We start from the raw sequence: 17,523 nt of genomic DNA, 5'->3' as shown, positions 1-17,523 counted from the left end.
AATGGAGGGAGCGATGGACGAAGCATACGATCCGAAACGAGAGGTTCCAACGGAACGCAAAGGCAAGCAGAAGAAGGCCAAATCCTGGGACTACAATAAGGAGATCAAGCGACTGCAGATCGAATTGGCGCATCTGCAGGCCTGGGTAAAGAAATCGGGCGCTCGGATTGTCATCATCTTCGAAGGCCGTGACGCCGCCGGCAAGGGCGGCATGATCAAGAGAATAACGGAGAAGGTCAGTCCACGCGTGTTCCGCGTCGTCGCCTTGCCCGCGCCCACCGATCGCGAGAAATCCCAGATCTACATGCAGCGCTACATCGCCTATTTGCCAGCTGCGGGCGAGATCGTGATCTTCGACCGCAGCTGGTACAACCGAGCAGGCGTTGACCGCGTCATGGGCTTCGCCAGCGAGAAGAAGGCTCAGCGTTTCCTCGAGCTGGCGCCCCGCTTCGAGGCGGCAATCGTCGAAAGCGGCGTCATTTTGCTCAAGTATTTCCTGACTGTCAGCGAGGAAGAACAGGAACGCCGCTTCAAGCGCCGTATCGATGATCCGGTTCGGCAGTGGAAACTCAGCCCCATGGACGTCGAGTCGTACCAGCGCTGGTGGGACTATACACGGGCCTATGACGAGATGTTGCGGATGACGGACAGCAACCACGCACCGTGGTGGATCGTACCTTCCGACGACAAGGAGCGCGCCCGGATCAACTGCATTTCGCATATCCTGCAGTCGATCCCTTACGAGCGCGTGAAGTTTGCGGCCCCAGACCTTGGCAAACGGCAGAAGCGGCCATCGAATTACGTTGAGGATCAGAGCGCCAGAAACGTCGTGCCGGAGACGACGCGATGAGCCCTGATCCGTTCAGGCACGCCCTATGGAAACCCGTGGGATAGGCAATACCGCGATGGAGAAACCACAAAGCGGGACCGCGGCGGAAACCAGTCCCGCGCAGATCTCCGTGGAGGCACGGGTCAGCGACTTGGTGCGGATCGGCATCATTGGGCTGTTCGCCTATTGGAGCCTGCAGCTGGTTGCGCCATTCGCGCTGATCATCATCTGGTCCGCGATCCTTGCGGTGGCGCTCTTCCCGATGTTCGATGCCCTGTCCAGGCTGCTGGGAAGTCGACCAGCTCTTTCGGCTACCGTGATTGTCCTAGCATGCCTTGTGCTCATCATCGCGCCGTTGGCGCTTGTCGCCGTCAATTTCGCCGATGCAGCCCAGGCACTCGTCGGGCAGTTGAAGTCCGACAACTTCACGCTGCCCGCAGCGCCCGAGGCAATACGCGGTTGGCCCGTGGTCGGCGAGCGCCTCTATGCCGGCTGGAACCAGGTCGCAAGCAATCTCGCTGCAACGATCATGAAATTCCAGGCGCCTCTTCGCGAAGTCATGGGCGTCATCATCGCCAAGCTTGCATCGATCGGAGGCGGGGTGTTGAGCTTCGTCGCCTCCATCATTCTCTCCGGCATCCTCCTCACTATGTCTCCTCGCCTTGCGGCAACCATCCAGGTATTGGCAGTCCGCATCGGCGGAGAGAGGGGTGTCGGTTTTGCGCGGCTGGCCGGGTCAACGGTTCGCAACGTCTCGCGCGGTGTCATCGGCGTGGCCCTCCTTCAGACGCTCCTTTCCGGCCTGTGTTTCGCCTTTTTCGATATTCCGGCCCGCGGGGCCCTGACTTTTCTCGTGTTCGTTCTTTGTTTGATGCAACTCGGCCCGGGCCTCGTTCTTGTCCCGGTCATCGTCTGGGCATGGTTCTCCTGGCCGACATTGATGGCATTTGCCTTTACTGTCGTGGCGATCCCGATCACCGTCGCGGACAATGTGTTGAAGCCGATCTTGATGTCCCGAGGGCTGTCGACCCCGATGCCGGTGATCCTCATCGGCGTCATCGGCGGAACCCTCTCGCACGGGTTGCTCGGCCTGTTTCTTGGGCCCATCGTCCTCAGCGTCTTTTACGAACTGCTGCGAGCCTGGGCGTGGCCCTCCGCGCCGGCGGCCGCGACCCTGCCGCTCGACGACAGGGACAGGAATGTCGAGGGCGCCGCGCCGGGTTGATTCTGAGGGGCCTCGGCCTCGTGCTCGCTAGCATTGCAATCGCTCTCGGGGGTCAAGTATGGAGCATCGCATCGAGCCATCACCCGCGACGGGAACCACGGAGGCAGCCGACTGGGCTTTTCCGCTGCGATTGCATCTCAGCGTGATCATTGTCGGGCTGCTGGCCTGCACGGCGCTGCCACTCGTGTGGATGGCATATACGCAGGGCAAGGTGACCGCCCTCTCTGCCGGCGAAGCACAGATGCGCCAGCTCGGTTTGCGTACGATCGAGGATTACCGCAATGTGTTCGCCGGCGGACATGCAGCGATCGAGACGACCTCTGCCGTCCCCCAAATGCTTACGCCACCTCCCCAAGACCTATTGGCGAAGCAGAACCTTCTGCTGCACGCGCTGAAGTCGTCCTTACGCATAGACGGAGTCTATGCCGGTTATGCAGACGGGACGTACATACAGGCCACCAACATTGCGACCAATCCGACCTGGCGCGACACCTTGAACGCCCCGGCCGACGCCGCATTCGCCGTTCGTACGATCACCAAAGTCATCGGCATTCCAGTGACGACGTGGATGTTCTTCGACAAGAACACTCGTCCTCTCGCTCGTCGCGCCGACCGCGACGACATCTTCGACCCGCGTTCCCGTCCCTGGTACCACGCCGCGCTCTCGGAGGGACAGACGACTTCAGTCGGCCCCTACATTTCAGCCGCGACCAACTACCTCACCCTGACATTTGCTACACCCGCTGTCGGGGGGAACCAAGTCGTTATCGGCGCCGATGTGATGCTCGTGACCTTGGGGGAGGTTGTCAATGTCGGCACGATCTCGAAAGAGGCGCATGGCTATGTATTCGACAACACCGGGCGCCTGATCGTGCATTCCGACCCCGCAGTCATGGCGAAACTGCGCGATCATATTCGTCGTGGGGGGCTGCTGTCTGTTGCGGACATCGCAAGAGCGGACCCTGCCATCCCGGCCGTCACGAACCTGGCGCAAGGCCGCCGGTTGCCGGATGGTGATGTTGTCCGCTTTCCGGTGAATGGCCGCGAGTACCTAGCCCAGAGCTTCCATGCGGAAGTTGCCGGTATGCTGAAGGACTACACGGTCGTCATCGCCGCACCGCTGGACGACCTAGTTGGGCCTGTCGAGCGAACGCTGCGGCGCAACCTCGCTGCCGCGGCGGCCTTCCTGGCCGCCGGCGCGATCGCCGCGATCATCATCTCCCGATTGATCAGCCGATCGCTCTACGCATTGGCCGATGAGGCGAGACAACTGGGTAATCTGGAATTTAGACAGAGCCGCGTCTCGCATTCCTGGATATCCGAAGTCAACGCGCTCGGGAAAGCACTCGGCGCCGCCCGCGATGCGATCCGAACGTTCTCGCTCTACGTGCCACGTGAACTGGTTCGCAGGATTGTCATCGCCGGCCAATCGGCCATAGGCTCCGCCTCGCGGCAGGAGATCACCGTCCTCTTCACCGACATCCGCGAGTTCACGACGATCTCCGAGCGGCATTCGCCCGAAGATGTCGTGGCGCTGCTCTCCACTTATTTCGAAGCCCTCAACGTGATTGTGGAGCGCCATGGCGGCACTATCGTGCAATATATCGGCGACTCTATTTTCGCGATGTGGAACGCGCCCGTTCGTGACGAGCAGCATGTCGAAAACGCCTGCCGCTGTGCCTTGTCAATGAAAGCCGCGATCGACGCGATGAACGCTTCCAATCGCGCCGCCGCTCGCCCCGAACTTGTCACTCGCTTCGGCCTGCATACAGGACCGGCCGTCGTCGGCAGCGTCGGCGCCGAGACCCGGCGGCAATACACCGCCATCGGTGATACTGTAAACATCGGCTCGCGGCTGGAGGGCCTGAACCGCGACTATGGAACCTCGATCCTCGTCAGCAGCGCGATCCGTGACGCGGTTGAAGAGAACTTCACTTTCATGCCCATCGGAACCGTCAGCGTCAGAGGCCGAACAGGGCAGACAGAGCTTTACGAGCTTCGCGGATGACACCATCGAAGCGTCCTGTACCTCGTTGGTGGAAAGGACACTGAACCGTTACCGCGCACGGCGATGGTCCGGTAGGATACGCTGAGCAGTTGTCCGCCCTCGGAAGAGATCGACCCGGGAAGATGCGCTCGCGTGAACTTCTCCGGTGTGCGGACATCCAGGAGATGGTCGTGCGCACCGGATCGGCATTCCACGTTTCGGCGGTCTGCCGATCGATGAACGTCAGAACGTCCTTTGCCGAAAGGCGCGCGCTGTGCTCGCTCGCGAAGCGGCGAGCTGTTTCTGTCGGCTCCCCGTAGGTTACCGTGCGCCCACCTCCAGATCGAAACCTGCCTCAGTCCAGCCGCGCGCACCGCCATCAAGATAGGCGACGAAATTGGAGCCCGGGAATCGATCAGCGTCTGCGCCCCGAGAATGGCACGCGGCAGGCCTGCGCAGGAGACAACGACCTTCGTCTCCGGTGAGGACACAATGTCCTTGAAGCGCAGCAGGAGCTCGGCGCGGGCACGCCGACGGCGCCTGGCACATGCGCCTTTTCATATTCGCCGAGCGTGCGAGTATCGAGGACGATAACGTCCTCGCCCCGATCATGCCATGCCTTGAGCTCGACGACCGAGACCCCAAGTGTTCTGCAGGCAGATTTGTTGCAAACAGCGGCAAAGCACAGCCAACGCGACCGGCCGGATATCGAGAACTGCCAGTTCGACCCGTCGCCGAGCCAATCGATCAATGTGGCCTTGTCCATCGAACGTCCAGTCGTGGTTCGTGCCCTTTGATCTCAAGCGTTTGGATCGATCCACAGGTCGCCGAAGCTCCAATTGAGCCCCTGCGATCCCGTGACGAAGTTCTTCACCCGCTTGTTGGCAACGATCTGGGCGCCAGCAGCAACCAGGTTCACGGAAGCGACCTCGTCGTGGATGAAGTGCTGGAATTTGCTCCAGGTGTCCCATCGCTTCTTCTCGTCCGGCTCAATAGCAGCCGCCTCGAGCAAAGCGTCCGCCTGCGCGTTGGCGTAGTGGCTGGCATTCGAGAAAGGCAGGCCAATCTTGAAGTTCTTGCTCCAATAGGCGCGCTGGATGCCGAGTGACGGGTCGAACGTGTTCGAAAGCGACTCCACCACGAGATCGAAGGCGCGGTCGGTGTAGACCGTCTTCAGGAACGTCGGCAGGTCATACTTCTTGATCTCGATGCCGATACCGATCTTTTCCAGCTGGCTTTTCAGGACGTCGGCATAGCCTTGCGGCAGATAGGAATTGTAGGTCAGTCGGAGGTCGAAACGCTTGCCGTCCGCCTTGCGCGGATAGCCTGCCTCGTCTAGCAGCTTTTCGGCGGCGGCAGGATCGAAGGCATGCGCAACGACGCTCGGATCGTACCATTTCGGCAATGCCGTACTGACAGGACTCGGCGAAACCTGCGCGTAGCCGTAAAGCGCCACATCGACGATCTCCTGCTGATTGATCGCCTTGGCAATGGCAAGCCTCACCTCACGCTTGGCAAAGAGCGGATTGTCGTAATTGAAGAATAACTGCTGCTGCGGGCCGGAATAGGCGTAGGTGGTGGTATCCACGATCAGATGAGGATCTTGTTTCAGCCGGTCGAGATCGGCAAGCGGCACGGGATTGTCGCCGATGTCGGCCTCGCCCGTCTCCAAGGCGGCGGACCGCGCCGCCGGATCGGTCACGACGCGCAGGACGATCCGATCCAGATAGGGCTTTCCGGCGTCCCAATAGTCAGGATTTCGCTCGAAGATCAGGTGACTGCCGGCCACCCATTCCGTCAGTTTGAACGGCCCGGTACCGATCGCCGTTTGCAGCGTTTGGCCATCGCCCGGCGCCAGTTTCTCGAAGATATGCTTCGGCACGATCGGCGATTCCGAACTCGATTGCGCCGCCAGCAGGAAGGGAGCGGGCTTCGACAGAACGATGACGGCGGTGAGCGGATCCGGCGTCTCGACCGCGACCACATTCTGGTAGGTGATGCGGCCGCGTGGGTGTGCCTCCTTCAGCCTGAAGATCGAAAAGGCAACATCGGCGGAGGTGAAGTCCGTCCCGTCATGCCACTTGACGCCCTTGCGGAGCTTGAAAGTGTAGCGAAGATTGTCATCGGAAACCGACCACTCCGTTGCCAGCAGCGGCTGCGGCTTGACGTCGAAGTCGAAGGTCAAAAGGCCCTCGACAATCTTCGGACCGATGGCCTGGCCGGTCCCTGACGACGTGTTGATCGCAAAGAGAGCATTGCCCGGATCCACCCGGTAGAGCCAATTCAAGGTACCGCCTGTTGCCGGCGCCGCCGCCTGCCCAAAGGAGAACGACGGAAGCAATGTGCTCGCCCCGGCAAGCAACATTAGCTGGTTGAAACTGCGACGGTTGATGGACACGCGAAGAGCTCCTCTTGGGTTGGATATTGGTCCGCCGAGTGGAGCTTCAGTGTTGTGTCCCGAAAGGCGAAGTCAAAGTTTCTTCTCGTCCGGAAAAGAATAATTGCATGCCGACGATTCTTCGTAGCCCGCGTGGCGCTAAGGAAAACCAGCGCATTTTCCATGCTTTTCCCGGATGATGTTTGCGTGAATGAACGCCTCGGAAGAAACGCAAGAATCTTCGCATATATCTGTTATCGTTTTGGAACCGAGGTGAAAGCGCATTTGGCTTGCACGCCGGCGCGGTGCGTACAGAACCGACAGACACTCACTCGACGTCAAAGCAGATGTTTGGAAACGGTAATCCGCCTGGACAAATTGTGAATACGCCGAGCAATCGACGCCCGACGTCGCTTGGAGGCCGCGCTCAGGCTCGCCAGCGCAAGAGCCTTGCTTCCGCTGCACTGGCCAATCTGTTGAGTGCAAAGCCGACTAGGCCGAGAATGATGACGCCCACCATGACCAATGCCATGTCAAACCGCTCACGTCCGGCAATGACCAAGCCGCCGATGCCTGGACCAACGGCAAGAAAATACTCCGCCCCGACGGTCGCCAACCACGAGTAGATCAACCCAAGATGAATGCCGGTCGCGATCGTTGGCAGGGCCGAGGGCAGGTAGATTTTTGTAATGCGCTGCCATGGCCGAAACCGCAGTGCGCGACCGACCTCGACCAGTTCGGCCGGCGCATCCTTGATGCCGTCATAGGTGTTGAGGGCGATGGGGATGAAGGCCGCGAGCGCGACGAAGACGACCTTCGCCTGTTCTCCGAACCCGAACCACACCGAAATGAGAGGAATCCAGGCAAGCAGGGAAATCTGCTTCAATCCGTTGAAGGTCGGCATGATCAGCCGATCCCCTAGCCTCGTCACGGCAACGAGCGTGCCGAAGCTGACGCCGAGAGCGCAACCGATCAGGAAGCCCGCGATATTGCGCAACAGGCTCGCCCCGAGCTGACCCGCCAGACCGTTGTCGATAATCTCCCGTTTGGCGGTGCGCACGACATCTTCGATAGCCGGCAGAAAGCGGGGATCCATGAGGTCGAGGCGGCCGGAGGCTTCCCATGCGACGAGAAGAAGAAGGGGAAGCGCAAGGCCGCGCCTGATACGGACAAGCCTGGTTGACGTTTCGGCGGCCATCACAATCCTTCTTTTTTCCAGCGCTGGATGAAGACTTCGGAGCCGTTCAGACCCTTGTCCATGGCAAAGCCTATGAGGCCGATCACGATCATCGCGATGATCACGGTATCCAGCCAGAACATCTGCCTTCCCCAGACCAGCAGGTATCCGAGCCCTTCAGAGGACGCCAGGAGCTCTACGCCGACAAGCGATGTCCAGGCATGCGTGAGGCCATAGCGGATGCCAGTGAAGATGGAGGGAATGGCGCCCGGCAGGACAATCAGCCGAAGCGTCTGCCAGCGGCTGAAACGCAGGGCCTTACCAACTTCCACGTACTTGCCTGGAACGCTGCGGATACCGGAGAAGGTATTGAGCGTGATCGGCACGAGAGCGCCCTTGGCAATGATGACGATCTTCAGCGTCTCCTCAATGCCAACCAGCAGCATCAGCAACGGAATCCAGCCAAGCGTCGGGATCTGCGCAAAGGCGAGGAATGTCGGCTTTGCATAGTCTTCAAAGCGCGCAGACAGGCCCATGGCGATGCCGAGGGCCAAGCCCAATACCGCGCCGATAGCAAAGCCGAAGATCACGCGCCGCAAACTGACGGCGGCGTGGTAGAGCAATTCACCGCTCGCAATCATGTCGCGGCCAGTCTGCAGCACGTAGGTGGGCTCAGGAAGAATTTGCTCCGGTAGCCAGCCTCTTGCGGAAGCCAGCCACCAGAGCGCAATCAGAAACGCTGGAAGAAGCAGGGCCGAGAGCGAAAAGAACCGTCCCCTGAGAAATCTGCGCCAGTTCGTGATGTTTTCGTGGCCAGAGAGCTCAAGATAAGTTGCCATCACCTGCGTCTCCATTTTGGTTTACGAGGTCACCGGCTTGCCGTCGGCGCCGTAGGCCTGCCAGAAGTTCTGCAGGCTGAACCGCTCTATGGCGCTGTTTAGGTAACGCGGCTCGAACCAGCTCTCGAGATCGACATCACGGCGGATGAGGCCGAATTCCTTGCTCTTGGCCGCCTGTTCCTTGTATTGCGAGACGAGAAGGCCATCGATCAGTGGCGAGTTGCGATAGGCGAGCGTGTCGCCCTTGAAGTACTCCTCCAGAATTGGAACGGGTGTCCCCGACTTGTGCCACAGTTCCAGCAGTGCCGGGCGGTTGGGCTCGTCGGACGACCATTGGGCCGCCTTGACGAAAGCATCGACGACCCGCTGGGTTATCTCCGGATGGGCATCGATGAACGCCTGTCGGCCGATGACGCCGGCGTTGCGGCCGAAGCGCGGATCATCGCCCTTGGTCGTGTAGATGACATCGGCTGCACCCTTCGCCGCAAGGTTGATAAGCTGCGTATCGCCGAAGGCGGCGTCGATGTCCTTGCTGGTGAGAGCGGCAACCGTGCCGGCGCTGTCGAGATTGACGACCTGAGCGTCGCGCTCTTTCAACCCATGGGCTTCCAAGACCTTGACGGCAGCCAGATGACCGTTCGTGCCGCGCTGTAGCGCTATCTTGCGGCCCTTCAGATCCGCGATAGACTTGATGCCGCTATCTTTGGCGACGGCAAGGTAGAGCGGCTTTCTCGCCCCACTTGCCAGCAGATACTTGGTCTTCAGCCCGTTGGCGCGGCCGATCAGCGAGGGGAGATCACCCTGATAGGCGAAGTCGAGCTGATCATTCGCGAAGCCTTCATTCACGGCAGGGCCCGCGCCCTTGAAGAAGGTCCATTCGATCTTGATGTTCGGATCCTTGGCGAACTCCTTTTCCAGAAATTCCCCGGCTCGTGCCGTCGCGGCAGACGTGCCTTCCGCGTAAGGGCGGTTGTCGACGCCGATGGCCGCATAGCCGACATGAATGACCAGCGGCTCCTCCGCCCGGACCGTGGCCGACGCGGTAAGCATCAGGGCGAGGCCGGCGGCCACGCGTGACAGAAATGCGCGTTTCATAGTTTTTCTCCGTTCTTGTGAAGCTTATCTGGCCAGCGCGACCGCACGTTCGCCATGACCGCCGTCATCGGATCGTTGCGTCGCTTTGGGCTGCATATTCTCGCCCGTCGCATGAAGGCTCTTCAGGACACGGTCTCGCACATTGGCAATATCGCTGGACGTCCGCCGACGTGGGCGCGCCAGCTTGACCGGTACCACTTCGCGGATGCGGCCCGGACGCGGCGACATGACGACGACGCGATCCCCGAGATAGACAGCCTCTTCCACGTCATGCGTCACCAGCACCATTGTGATGTTTTCCTTTGCCCAGATCTCCTGCAACTCGTCCTGCAGATACGCCTTGGTGATGGCGTCGAGCGCCCCGAAAGGCTCGTCGAGCAGAAGGACGTTCGGCCGGCTGACGAGGCCACGGGCAATACCTGCACGCTGCGCCATGCCGCCGGATAATTGATGCGGGTAGACATTGGCAAAGCGGGAAAGCCCGACAAGCTCTAGATGTTCGCGCACAAGCTCTGCCTTTCGCGCGCTCGTCAGCTTGCTGTTCAAGAGGCCAAGGGAGACGTTTTCCTCGACAGTCAGCCAGGGAAAGAGGCGTGGCTCCTGAAAGACGATGCCCCGATCGAGGCTGGGTTCGACAACTGCCTCGCCCGCATGGCGGATGGTGCCTGATGTCGCGATATCCAGACCGGCGAAGAGACGCAGCAACGTCGATTTTCCGCAACCGCTGGCACCGACGATTGTTACGAACTCGCCCTTCGCAATATCGAGATTGATGTCGTCGAGCGCGATCAGCGGCTCCCGCTCGATCTGGAACTGCCGGGTTATGTGCTCGACTGTGAGATGGGGTCGGTTCATATCGCTCGCCCCTACTCTGCCGCGGCCTGAACGCGCGCCGGATGCCGGGGTGTGCTGAGGCCGAGATTTTCGCGCAGCGTTCTGCCCTGGTATTCGGTGCGGAACAGTCCACGACGCCGCAGTTCCGGCAACACGAACTCAGTGAAGTCCCGTAGCCCGACAGGCAGATGCGGCGGCATGACATTGAAGCCATCGGCCGCGCCGGTCGTGAACCAGTGCTCCATCTCGTCCGCGATCCGGCTCGGCGTGCCGACAATCTGCCAATGGCCACGCGCGCCTGCGACCCTCAGATAGAGCTCGCGTATCGTCAGGTTTTCGCGTCTGGCAAGATCGAGAAGGAGCTTCTGCCGGCTCTTGCTTGCGTTCGTCTCCGGCACGTCCGGGATGGGGCCGTCCAGAGGATATTTCGAGAGATCGACACCCCCGGCCATGCCGTTCAAGATGGAAAGGCCGACAACCGGATGAACGAGGTCCTGGATCTCCTGGAATTTCGCTTCTGCCTCCGCCTGAGTACGGCCGACGACCGGGAAGATCCCCGGCATGATCTTCAACTCTTCGGGCCTGCGACCGTACTTGGCAAGTCGGCCCTTCAGATCGCTGTAGAAACCGCGTGCGTCCTCGATTGTCTGATGCGCCGTGAAGACGACCTCCGCAGTGCGCGCGGCAAGTTCCTTACCCGGTTCCGACGATCCTGCCTGTACGAGCACCGGCTGTCCCTGAGGCGCGCGGGCGACGTTCAATGGCCCGCGAACCTTGAAGAACTTGCCCTTGTGATTGAGGACATGCTGCTTGTCCGGATCGAAGTATATGCCGCTTTCCTTGTCACGCAGGAATGCGTCTTCCTCCCAGGTGTCCCACAGTCCGCGCACGACGTCGGCAAACTCTTCGGCGCGCTCGTATCGCTCCGCATGTGCATAATGCTCCTCACGGCCGAAATTGTGCGCCTCGTGTTCGCTGGACGAGGTGACGAGATTCCAACCCGCGCGCCCGCCGCTAATGTGATCGAGCGAGGCAAATTTCCGCGCGATATGGTAGGGCTCGTTGTATGAAGTGGAGGCAGTGGCGACAAAACCGATGTTTTTCGTCACCGCGGCCAGAGCGGACAGCAAGGTGATTGGCTCGAACTGCGCCACGTAGCGGACAGCCGTCCTGCTGAGAGCCTCTATGTCGGTACCGCGCGTGCCGACGCCGTCGGCCATGAAAATGAGATCAAATTTCGCCGCTTCAGCCAGCTGCGCAAGCTCAATATAGTGAGCGAAATTGGAGCCGGCATCCGCTTGCGCCTCCGGGTGCCGCCATGCGGCCACGTGATGGCCCGTCGGGTACAGAAAGGCACCAAGTTTGATCTGTGGTCGCGCGCCACTCATGTCAGTCTCCTCGATCAGGGAGACGATAGCCTAACAGCAGCAATCTTTATCTATAGAAATAGTATTCTATTTAGGTCGACGATGCGGGATTTTTGCAGCCGGCAACGTGGCGTTTCGAACGATGACGTTCTGCCGCCACGCCAATCGGGGACGTCTGGCGATCACAAGGTCGCCGCTTGCCAACCTCACGAAAGAATTTCTTTCGGTAAAATCAATCAGATATTTCTGGACTTGAGCGGTCAGCCAGCCAACCGTTGATGGGAAAAGGTCGGGACGCACCTCCCCTCCACCGTCATCCCGGGAGGCAGTATGCCGTTCGAAACAGATGTTGATGACGCGCTCTTGGCAAAAGCGACCGAGCTGCGCAGGACGTTTCATCTCGATGCCATCGAGAGAGACAAACAGGGCGGCAGGCCCGTCGAACAGATCAGGCTCCTGAAGGAAAGCGGCCTTCCCTCCGCGCAGATCGCCAGGGAATATAATGGCCAAGGTGCGTCATGGCTGACGATCCTGCGCATCGTCAGGGAATTTGCCAAGACCGATGGATCGCTCGCCCATCTCTTCGGCTATCACCATCTGCCGCTCAATCTCATTCTGTTTCGCGGCTCCGTTGCACAGAAGGAAAAATGGCTGACCGGCTCGGCGGCCGGCAACTGGATCTGGAGCAATTCCGGAAACGCCATGTCGAAGACGTCGGCGGGTGAGAAGACGCCGACCGGCTGGCGCATCAACGGCAGCCGCCCGTTTTCCTCTGGTTCCCATATCGCCGATTATATCCAGATTTCCTGGGAGAATGCCGATGGCGCTCGGCTGACCGCCGCCGTCCCCGCCGACCGGGAAGGCATTGTCATCGAGAACGACTGGGACGGCATCGGCCAAAGGCAGACCGGAAGCGGTACGGTACGCTTCGTCAACCTTCAGGTTCACGACGATGAACTGATCAGTTCGCCCGACGTGCCCTTGACCCCCTATTCGTCGCTGACATCGCTTCTTCAGCAGAGCGTTCTGCTCAATGTCTTCGTCGGCAGCGCTCAAGGAATATTGGAGGAAGGTCGCTCCTATGCGACGGCGAACTCGCGGCCGTGGATCTATTCCGGCGTCGAACGCCACGTTGATGATCCCTGGATCAAGCGCCAGTACGGCGACCTCTATATCCGCACGCTTGCAGCAACGGAGCTCGCGGACAAGGCGGCCCGCAGCCTCGGCGCGGCTTACGCCCAAGGGCCGTCGCTAAGCGCCGCGGATCGTGGCGCAGCCGCGATCGATATCGCCACCGCCAACGTCTACGCCGGCGAGGTCGGCCTTGCCGTCTCCAGCGAGGTCTTCGAGGTCATGGGCGCGCGCTCGGCGACCAATGCCAACGGCTTCGATCGCTTCTGGCGCAACGTGAGGACCCATACGCTTCACAATCCTGCCGAGTACAAGAAGCGCAGCGTCGGCACCTGGCTGCTGACTGGTGAATTTCCCGTGCCGGCCATGTATCGCTGAAAGGAACTGCAATGGCGAGACGCAAGGACAAGATCAAGCTCGGCGCTTTTCTGCTCTTCACCGGCCACCATGTCGCCGCATGGCGTCATCCGGACGCATCTGTGGGCACCGAGTTCGAAAACTACCTGGAACTGGCCAGGCTTGCCGAGGCGGCGAAATTCGATACGATTTTTTTCGCAGATGGCGTTGCCGCACGCATCAAGGATGTCGAAGCGGCAAGTCGTAAGGCTCATAGCGGCGTCTATCCCTTCGAGCCGATCACTCTGCTCTCTGCGCTTTCATCGGTCACTCGCAATATTGGCCTGATCGCCACCGCCTCCACCAGTTATTCCGATCCTTACAATCTCGCCCGCCAATTTGCCTCGCTCGATCGGCTGAGCGGCGGCCGGGCCGGTTGGAACCTGGTGACGTCGTCCGACCCCGACGCCGCCTACAATTTCGGCCACGAGACGCAGATCCTCCATTCTGACCGCTATGATCGGGCGGAGGAATTTGCCGATGTGGTGCTCGGCCTCTGGGACAGCTGGGAGGACGACGCCTTCCTGCGCGACCGCCAAAGCGGACGGTATTTCGACCCGGCGAAGCTCCATCGCCTCAATCACAGCGGCAGGCACTTCAAGGTGCGCGGGCCGCTCAACATTCCGCGCTCGCCGCAGGGCCGGCCAGTTGTCGTGCAGGCCGGAGCCTCCGAACCCGGCAAGGAGCTTGCCGCCCGCACGGCCGAGGCCATCTTCGCTGCCCAAATCACCCTGGAGGAGGCCACCAGCTTCTATGCCGACGTCAAGGGAAGGCTCGCGAAATATGGCCGATCGACTGGGGATCTGAAGATCCTGCCCGGCATTTTCCCGGTCGTCGGCCGCACGCAATCTGAGGCGCAGGAAAAATTTGAATCCCTTCAGGACCTCATTCAGCCCGAGGTCGGCTTGAATCTGATTTCACAACTGTCCGGCATCGACCTCCGCGACTATCCACTGGATGGGCCGGTGCCCGAAAATCCGCCTTCGACAAATGCTGGCAAGAGCAGGCAGGCGCTGGTTCTGGATCTCGCCCGCCGCGAGAACCTTTCGATCCGTCAGCTCTATCTGCGCATCGCCGGGGCGCGTGGCCACTGGCAGGTCGTCGGCACGCCAACCGAGATCGCCGACGCCCTGGAAGAGCGCTTCGAGAACTATGGCGCCGACGGTTTCAACATCATGGCCCCGGTCATGCCGGGCGGGCTTGTGGACTTCATCGAGCTTGTCGTGCCGGAACTGCGCCGACGCGGTCTCTTCCGCCACGAATACGAGGGCGCGACGCTTCGCGAGAATCTCGGCCTCAAGCGCCCCGAGAAGCGTCTTGCCGCCAACGGCAGCGCGGTCGCGGCCGAATAGGAGAACAGCAATGAGCCGCGACACGCTTTTTCTCATCGCACCCGGATTTTCGGATCCCAAGCACCCTGGCCAGACCTTCGTCTGCCCCCACTGCAATGCGATTGAAGGGTTGCTTTCGAGTTTTCCCGATCTTGCTGCCAGGATCGACGTGGAGAGAGTACTCTTCCCCCGCCCGCGCACACGCGTGATCGATACAGTCGGCGAGGAGAATCAGTCCTTGCCTGTGCTGGTGCTGGCCGCCAACGCGCCGCCGGATGCTGCCGACTGGAAGGGCAAGCATTTTGTCACCAAGACCGGTCGCATTCTTGAGCTGCTTGCCGAGCGACACGGCTTTCCACGACTTCACGACTGATGGAGGAAAGACGATGACCGCGAAACCCTCAGGCTTCGAACCCGCGCTGTTGCCTGCCGTCCTCTTCGAATCGGACCAGACCAATCCCTACCTCGCCAAGGCAGTCGAACTCAGGAACATCTTCGCGGTCGACGCCGTCGAGCGGGATCAACAGGGCGGCCGTCCGACAGAGCAAATCCGGCTCCTCAAGGAAAGCGGTCTCGTCAATCTACTGATTCCCAGAGAGCTCGGCGGCGAGGGTCAGCCTTACTCCACGGCGCTGCGCATCGTACGCGAATTCGCCAAGGTCGATGGCTCACTCGGCCATCTCTTCGGATATCATTTCAGTCCGATCCAGAACGCGCTGACGAGCGGGAGCGATGAACGATCAGCCTCTATCCTTCGGCAATCGGCCGAAGGGCGTTGGTTCTGGGGCAACACCACGAACAGCTTTTCCAAAAGCCTCTTCGGCAAGAAGGTCGAAGGTGGCGTCTTGTTGAACGGCTATCGGCCGTTCGCCTCCGGCTCGCATGTTGCCGACTATCTGATGGTCGCATGGGAAGATGAGGAGACGAACGCTCGCAGCTTTGCCTACATTCCCGCCAACCGTGCTGGCATCACCATCGCTGACGACTGGGACGGCATCGGCCAGCGCCAGACCGGCAGTGGTCGCGTCTTCTACGAGGACGTGACGGTGAAGGATGCGGAGATCCTGCCGGAACGATCGAAGGAGCCGGGCGCCCTTCTCATACCCCAGCAACAGCAGAGCGTTCTTCTCAACGTCTTCATCGGCAGCGCCCAGGGCGCTCTCATTGCCGCACGAGACTACACGGTGACGAAGTCCCGCCCGTGGATCTATTCCAGTGTCGAACGCCATATGGACGATCCCTGGATCAAGCGGCAATACGGCGAACTCTGGACGAAGGTCCAAGCCGCCACGGCGCTCGCCGATCGGGCAGCGGTCGCCATCGACACTGCCTATGCAAAGGGCTCGGCACTCACGGTGGAGGAGCGCGGCGCCACGGCCATTGCAGTAGCCTCCGCCAACGTGCTGGCAGGCAAAGTGGCACTCGACGTCACCAGCGAGATATTCGAGGTTATGGGCGCCCGCTCTGCCGTACGGCCTTACGGCTTTGACCGCTTCTGGCGCAACGTCCGCATCCATACGCTCCACAATCCCGCTGAGTACAAGACCCGCAACGTCGGTTCATGGTTCCTGACCGGCGACTATCCCGAACCGGGGATCTTCCAATGAGCGGCCGGGAACTTCATCTCAACATCAATATACTCCACTCCGGCTTTTCGCCCGCCGCGTGGCGAATGGAAGGCAGCGATCCTCGCGCCTCCTTTGACATCAACCACTACATCAAGGTTGCCAAGATCGCCGAACGAGGCACTTTCGACGCCGTCTTCCTCGCCGATCAGGCGGCGATCTCGGACCGGATCGATTTCCGACCGCTGACGTCGCTGGAGCCGACTATCGTTCTCGCGCTGGTCGCGGCCAATACCGAACGAATAGGCCTGATCGGCACCGCCTCGACGACCTACAACGAGCCGTACAACATCGCCCGGCGCTTTGCGACGCTCGACCATGCCAGTGGCGGGCGCGCGGGCTGGAACATCGTCACCAGCGCGGACCTGGCGCAAAGCAGAAACTTTGGTCTTCAAAAGCCCGTGGCCCACGCAAGCCGCTATGAGCGCGCCAACGAATTTGCAGCGGTGGTCAAGGCGCTCTGGGACAGCTGGGAGGAAGAGGCCTTCATCGGCGACACGGCGACCGGGCGCTTCGTCGATACTGGCCGCGTCCACCCGATCGCCCACAGCGGCAAGCATTTTGCGGTGCATGGGCCGCACAATATTCCGCGCCCGCCGCAGGGCCACCCGGTTCTCGTGCAGGCTGGCGGCTCCGACGACGGGCGCGAACTCGCCGCCGAACATGCCGAAGCAGTCTTCTCCGCATCGCAATCCTTCGAGGAATCCCTGGGCTATGCTAGAGATTTGCGCCGTCGCGCCGCCCGTCATGGCCGCCCGGATGACAGCATTCTTGTACTCGCAGGCCTCGCCACCATCATCGGCAGCACCGAAGCAGAGGCGAGGAGCCGGCAGGAGGAACTGCATGATCTGATTCCCCTTGAGTACAGCCTTGCGCGGCTGGCCGGCGTGTCGCAGGTCGATCAGAAAAGGCTCGAACTCGACGCTCCCTTGCCCCACGACATACCGCTGCCAGCAGACGGCGGGCACACATTCTTCCGCGCGACTTTGGCACTCGCGCGACGGGAAGGATTGACCGTTCGGGGGGTGATCCGTGCGCTCAACGGCGGCACCGGGCATCGCACGATTGTCGGCACGCCTGGTAAGATCGCCGACGACATCGAGACATGGTTCTGTGCTGGTGCGGCGGACGGCTTCAACCTGATGCCGGACGTGTTGCCGCATGGACTTGATGTCTTCGTCGAGGAAGTGGTTCCGCTCCTGCGTCGTCGCGGCTTGTTCAGACACGAGTACACCGGTCGGACACTGCGCGACCACCTCGGCCTCACGCGGCCGCAGAATCCCTACGTTGCCGCAGCAGAATGACGGCCA

At 60.8% G+C, this 17,523-nt stretch carries 14 protein-coding genes and 1 pseudogene; 8 read left to right on the top strand and 7 right to left on the bottom strand.

Annotated features, from left to right (window positions below; all coding sequences use genetic code 11):
* Positions 1-13 precede the first annotated feature (13 nt).
* From ppk2 to FHX09_RS25010, 3 genes are read left to right on the top strand one after another with little or no spacing between them, the layout of a single operon-like run.
* A complete protein-coding gene (ppk2, locus tag FHX09_RS25020) occupies positions 14-850 on the top strand; it encodes a polyphosphate kinase 2 (RefSeq protein ID WP_132591575.1) in 837 nt (278 codons plus the stop codon).
* A gap of 55 nt (positions 851-905) precedes the next feature.
* Positions 906-2,054, top strand: a complete 1,149-nt coding sequence (locus FHX09_RS25015) for an AI-2E family transporter (RefSeq protein WP_184450792.1) — start codon at positions 906-908, stop codon at positions 2,052-2,054.
* A 58-nt stretch (positions 2,055-2,112) separates the two neighbouring features.
* Positions 2,113-4,062 (top strand): adenylate/guanylate cyclase domain-containing protein, encoded by a 1,950-nt coding sequence (locus FHX09_RS25010; protein WP_184450791.1) that lies wholly within the window; start codon positions 2,113-2,115, stop codon positions 4,060-4,062.
* A gap of 50 nt (positions 4,063-4,112) precedes the next feature.
* Here FHX09_RS25010 and FHX09_RS30530 read toward each other — a convergent pair.
* The 7 genes and pseudogenes from FHX09_RS30530 to FHX09_RS24980 all read right to left on the bottom strand — a co-directional run.
* Positions 4,113-4,807, bottom strand: a pseudogene (locus FHX09_RS30530) (rhodanese-like domain-containing protein); the annotation flags it as partial.
* A gap of 33 nt (positions 4,808-4,840) precedes the next feature.
* Positions 4,841-6,439, bottom strand: a complete 1,599-nt coding sequence (locus FHX09_RS25005; RefSeq protein ID WP_132591569.1) for an ABC transporter substrate-binding protein — start codon at positions 6,437-6,439, stop codon at positions 4,841-4,843.
* Positions 6,440-6,845: 406 nt separating this feature from the next.
* On the bottom strand, positions 6,846-7,616 hold the full coding sequence (locus tag FHX09_RS25000; protein ID WP_184450790.1) for an ABC transporter permease: 771 nt from the start codon (positions 7,614-7,616) through the stop codon (positions 6,846-6,848).
* Positions 7,616-8,434 (bottom strand): ABC transporter permease, encoded by an 819-nt coding sequence (locus tag FHX09_RS24995; protein WP_132591565.1) that lies wholly within the window; start codon positions 8,432-8,434, stop codon positions 7,616-7,618. The genes FHX09_RS25000 and FHX09_RS24995 overlap by 1 nt, the downstream gene beginning before the upstream one ends.
* A gap of 21 nt (positions 8,435-8,455) precedes the next feature.
* Positions 8,456-9,529, bottom strand: coding sequence for an ABC transporter substrate-binding protein (locus FHX09_RS24990; protein ID WP_132591563.1), 1,074 nt, complete (start codon positions 9,527-9,529; stop codon positions 8,456-8,458).
* A 24-nt stretch (positions 9,530-9,553) separates the two neighbouring features.
* Complete coding sequence (locus tag FHX09_RS24985) at positions 9,554-10,384, bottom strand: ABC transporter ATP-binding protein (protein ID WP_132591561.1); 831 nt, start codon at positions 10,382-10,384, stop codon at positions 9,554-9,556.
* Between the two features lie 11 nt (positions 10,385-10,395).
* Complete coding sequence (locus tag FHX09_RS24980) at positions 10,396-11,751, bottom strand: LLM class flavin-dependent oxidoreductase (RefSeq protein ID WP_132591559.1); 1,356 nt, start codon at positions 11,749-11,751, stop codon at positions 10,396-10,398.
* 309 nt (positions 11,752-12,060) lie between these two features.
* Between FHX09_RS24980 and FHX09_RS24975 the strand changes: the two genes are divergently transcribed.
* Genes FHX09_RS24975 through FHX09_RS24955 form a run of 5 tightly spaced genes read left to right on the top strand, consistent with a single transcriptional unit; the run spans position 12,061 to position 17,517 of the window.
* Positions 12,061-13,239 carry an acyl-CoA dehydrogenase family protein gene (locus FHX09_RS24975; RefSeq protein ID WP_183722480.1) on the top strand — a complete coding sequence of 393 codons (1,179 nt, stop codon included), beginning with the start codon at positions 12,061-12,063 and terminating at the stop codon, positions 13,237-13,239.
* An 11-nt stretch (positions 13,240-13,250) separates the two neighbouring features.
* Entirely contained in the window at positions 13,251-14,609 is a 1,359-nt protein-coding gene (locus FHX09_RS24970; RefSeq protein WP_132591557.1) for an LLM class flavin-dependent oxidoreductase, read from the top strand.
* Between the two features lie 10 nt (positions 14,610-14,619).
* The gene (locus FHX09_RS24965; protein ID WP_132591555.1) at positions 14,620-14,961 is read left to right on the top strand and encodes a DUF3088 domain-containing protein; all 342 of its coding nucleotides are present in this window, start codon (positions 14,620-14,622) and stop codon (positions 14,959-14,961) included.
* Between the two features lie 13 nt (positions 14,962-14,974).
* The gene (locus FHX09_RS24960) at positions 14,975-16,195 is read left to right on the top strand and encodes an acyl-CoA dehydrogenase family protein (protein ID WP_184450789.1); all 1,221 of its coding nucleotides are present in this window, start codon (positions 14,975-14,977) and stop codon (positions 16,193-16,195) included.
* On the top strand, positions 16,192-17,517 hold the full coding sequence (locus tag FHX09_RS24955; protein ID WP_184450788.1) for an LLM class flavin-dependent oxidoreductase: 1,326 nt from the start codon (positions 16,192-16,194) through the stop codon (positions 17,515-17,517). Before FHX09_RS24960 ends, FHX09_RS24955 begins: the two co-directional genes overlap by 4 nt.
* Positions 17,518-17,523 lie beyond the last annotated feature (6 nt).

The organism is Rhizobium sp. BK538, assembly GCF_014197575.1.
In the GTDB taxonomy this organism is placed as follows: Bacteria; Pseudomonadota; Alphaproteobacteria; order Rhizobiales; family Rhizobiaceae; genus Rhizobium.
The sequence above is the reverse complement of the archived record's forward strand: the minus strand, read 5'-3'. Positions and strand labels throughout refer to the sequence as shown.

What these genes read in the sequence shown, in the direction of transcription:
- ppk2 (WP_132591575.1), top strand. Translation starts at nt 14, where the DNA reads ATGGACGAAGCATACGATCCGAAACGAGAGGTTCCAACGGAACGCAAA.
- FHX09_RS25015 (WP_184450792.1), top strand. Translation starts at nt 906, where the DNA reads ATGGAGAAACCACAAAGCGGGACCGCGGCGGAAACCAGTCCCGCGCAG.
- FHX09_RS25010 (WP_184450791.1), top strand. Translation starts at nt 2,113, where the DNA reads ATGGAGCATCGCATCGAGCCATCACCCGCGACGGGAACCACGGAGGCA.
- FHX09_RS25000 (WP_184450790.1), bottom strand. Translation starts at nt 7,616, where the DNA reads ATGGCCGCCGAAACGTCAACCAGGCTTGTCCGTATCAGGCGCGGCCTT.
- FHX09_RS24995 (WP_132591565.1), bottom strand. Translation starts at nt 8,434, where the DNA reads ATGGCAACTTATCTTGAGCTCTCTGGCCACGAAAACATCACGAACTGG.
- FHX09_RS24990 (WP_132591563.1), bottom strand. Translation starts at nt 9,529, where the DNA reads ATGAAACGCGCATTTCTGTCACGCGTGGCCGCCGGCCTCGCCCTGATG.
- FHX09_RS24985 (WP_132591561.1), bottom strand. Translation starts at nt 10,384, where the DNA reads ATGAACCGACCCCATCTCACAGTCGAGCACATAACCCGGCAGTTCCAG.
- FHX09_RS24980 (WP_132591559.1), bottom strand. Translation starts at nt 11,751, where the DNA reads ATGAGTGGCGCGCGACCACAGATCAAACTTGGTGCCTTTCTGTACCCG.
- FHX09_RS24975 (WP_183722480.1), top strand. Translation starts at nt 12,061, where the DNA reads ATGCCGTTCGAAACAGATGTTGATGACGCGCTCTTGGCAAAAGCGACC.
- FHX09_RS24970 (WP_132591557.1), top strand. Translation starts at nt 13,251, where the DNA reads ATGGCGAGACGCAAGGACAAGATCAAGCTCGGCGCTTTTCTGCTCTTC.
- FHX09_RS24965 (WP_132591555.1), top strand. Translation starts at nt 14,620, where the DNA reads ATGAGCCGCGACACGCTTTTTCTCATCGCACCCGGATTTTCGGATCCC.
- FHX09_RS24960 (WP_184450789.1), top strand. Translation starts at nt 14,975, where the DNA reads ATGACCGCGAAACCCTCAGGCTTCGAACCCGCGCTGTTGCCTGCCGTC.
- FHX09_RS24955 (WP_184450788.1), top strand. Translation starts at nt 16,192, where the DNA reads ATGAGCGGCCGGGAACTTCATCTCAACATCAATATACTCCACTCCGGC.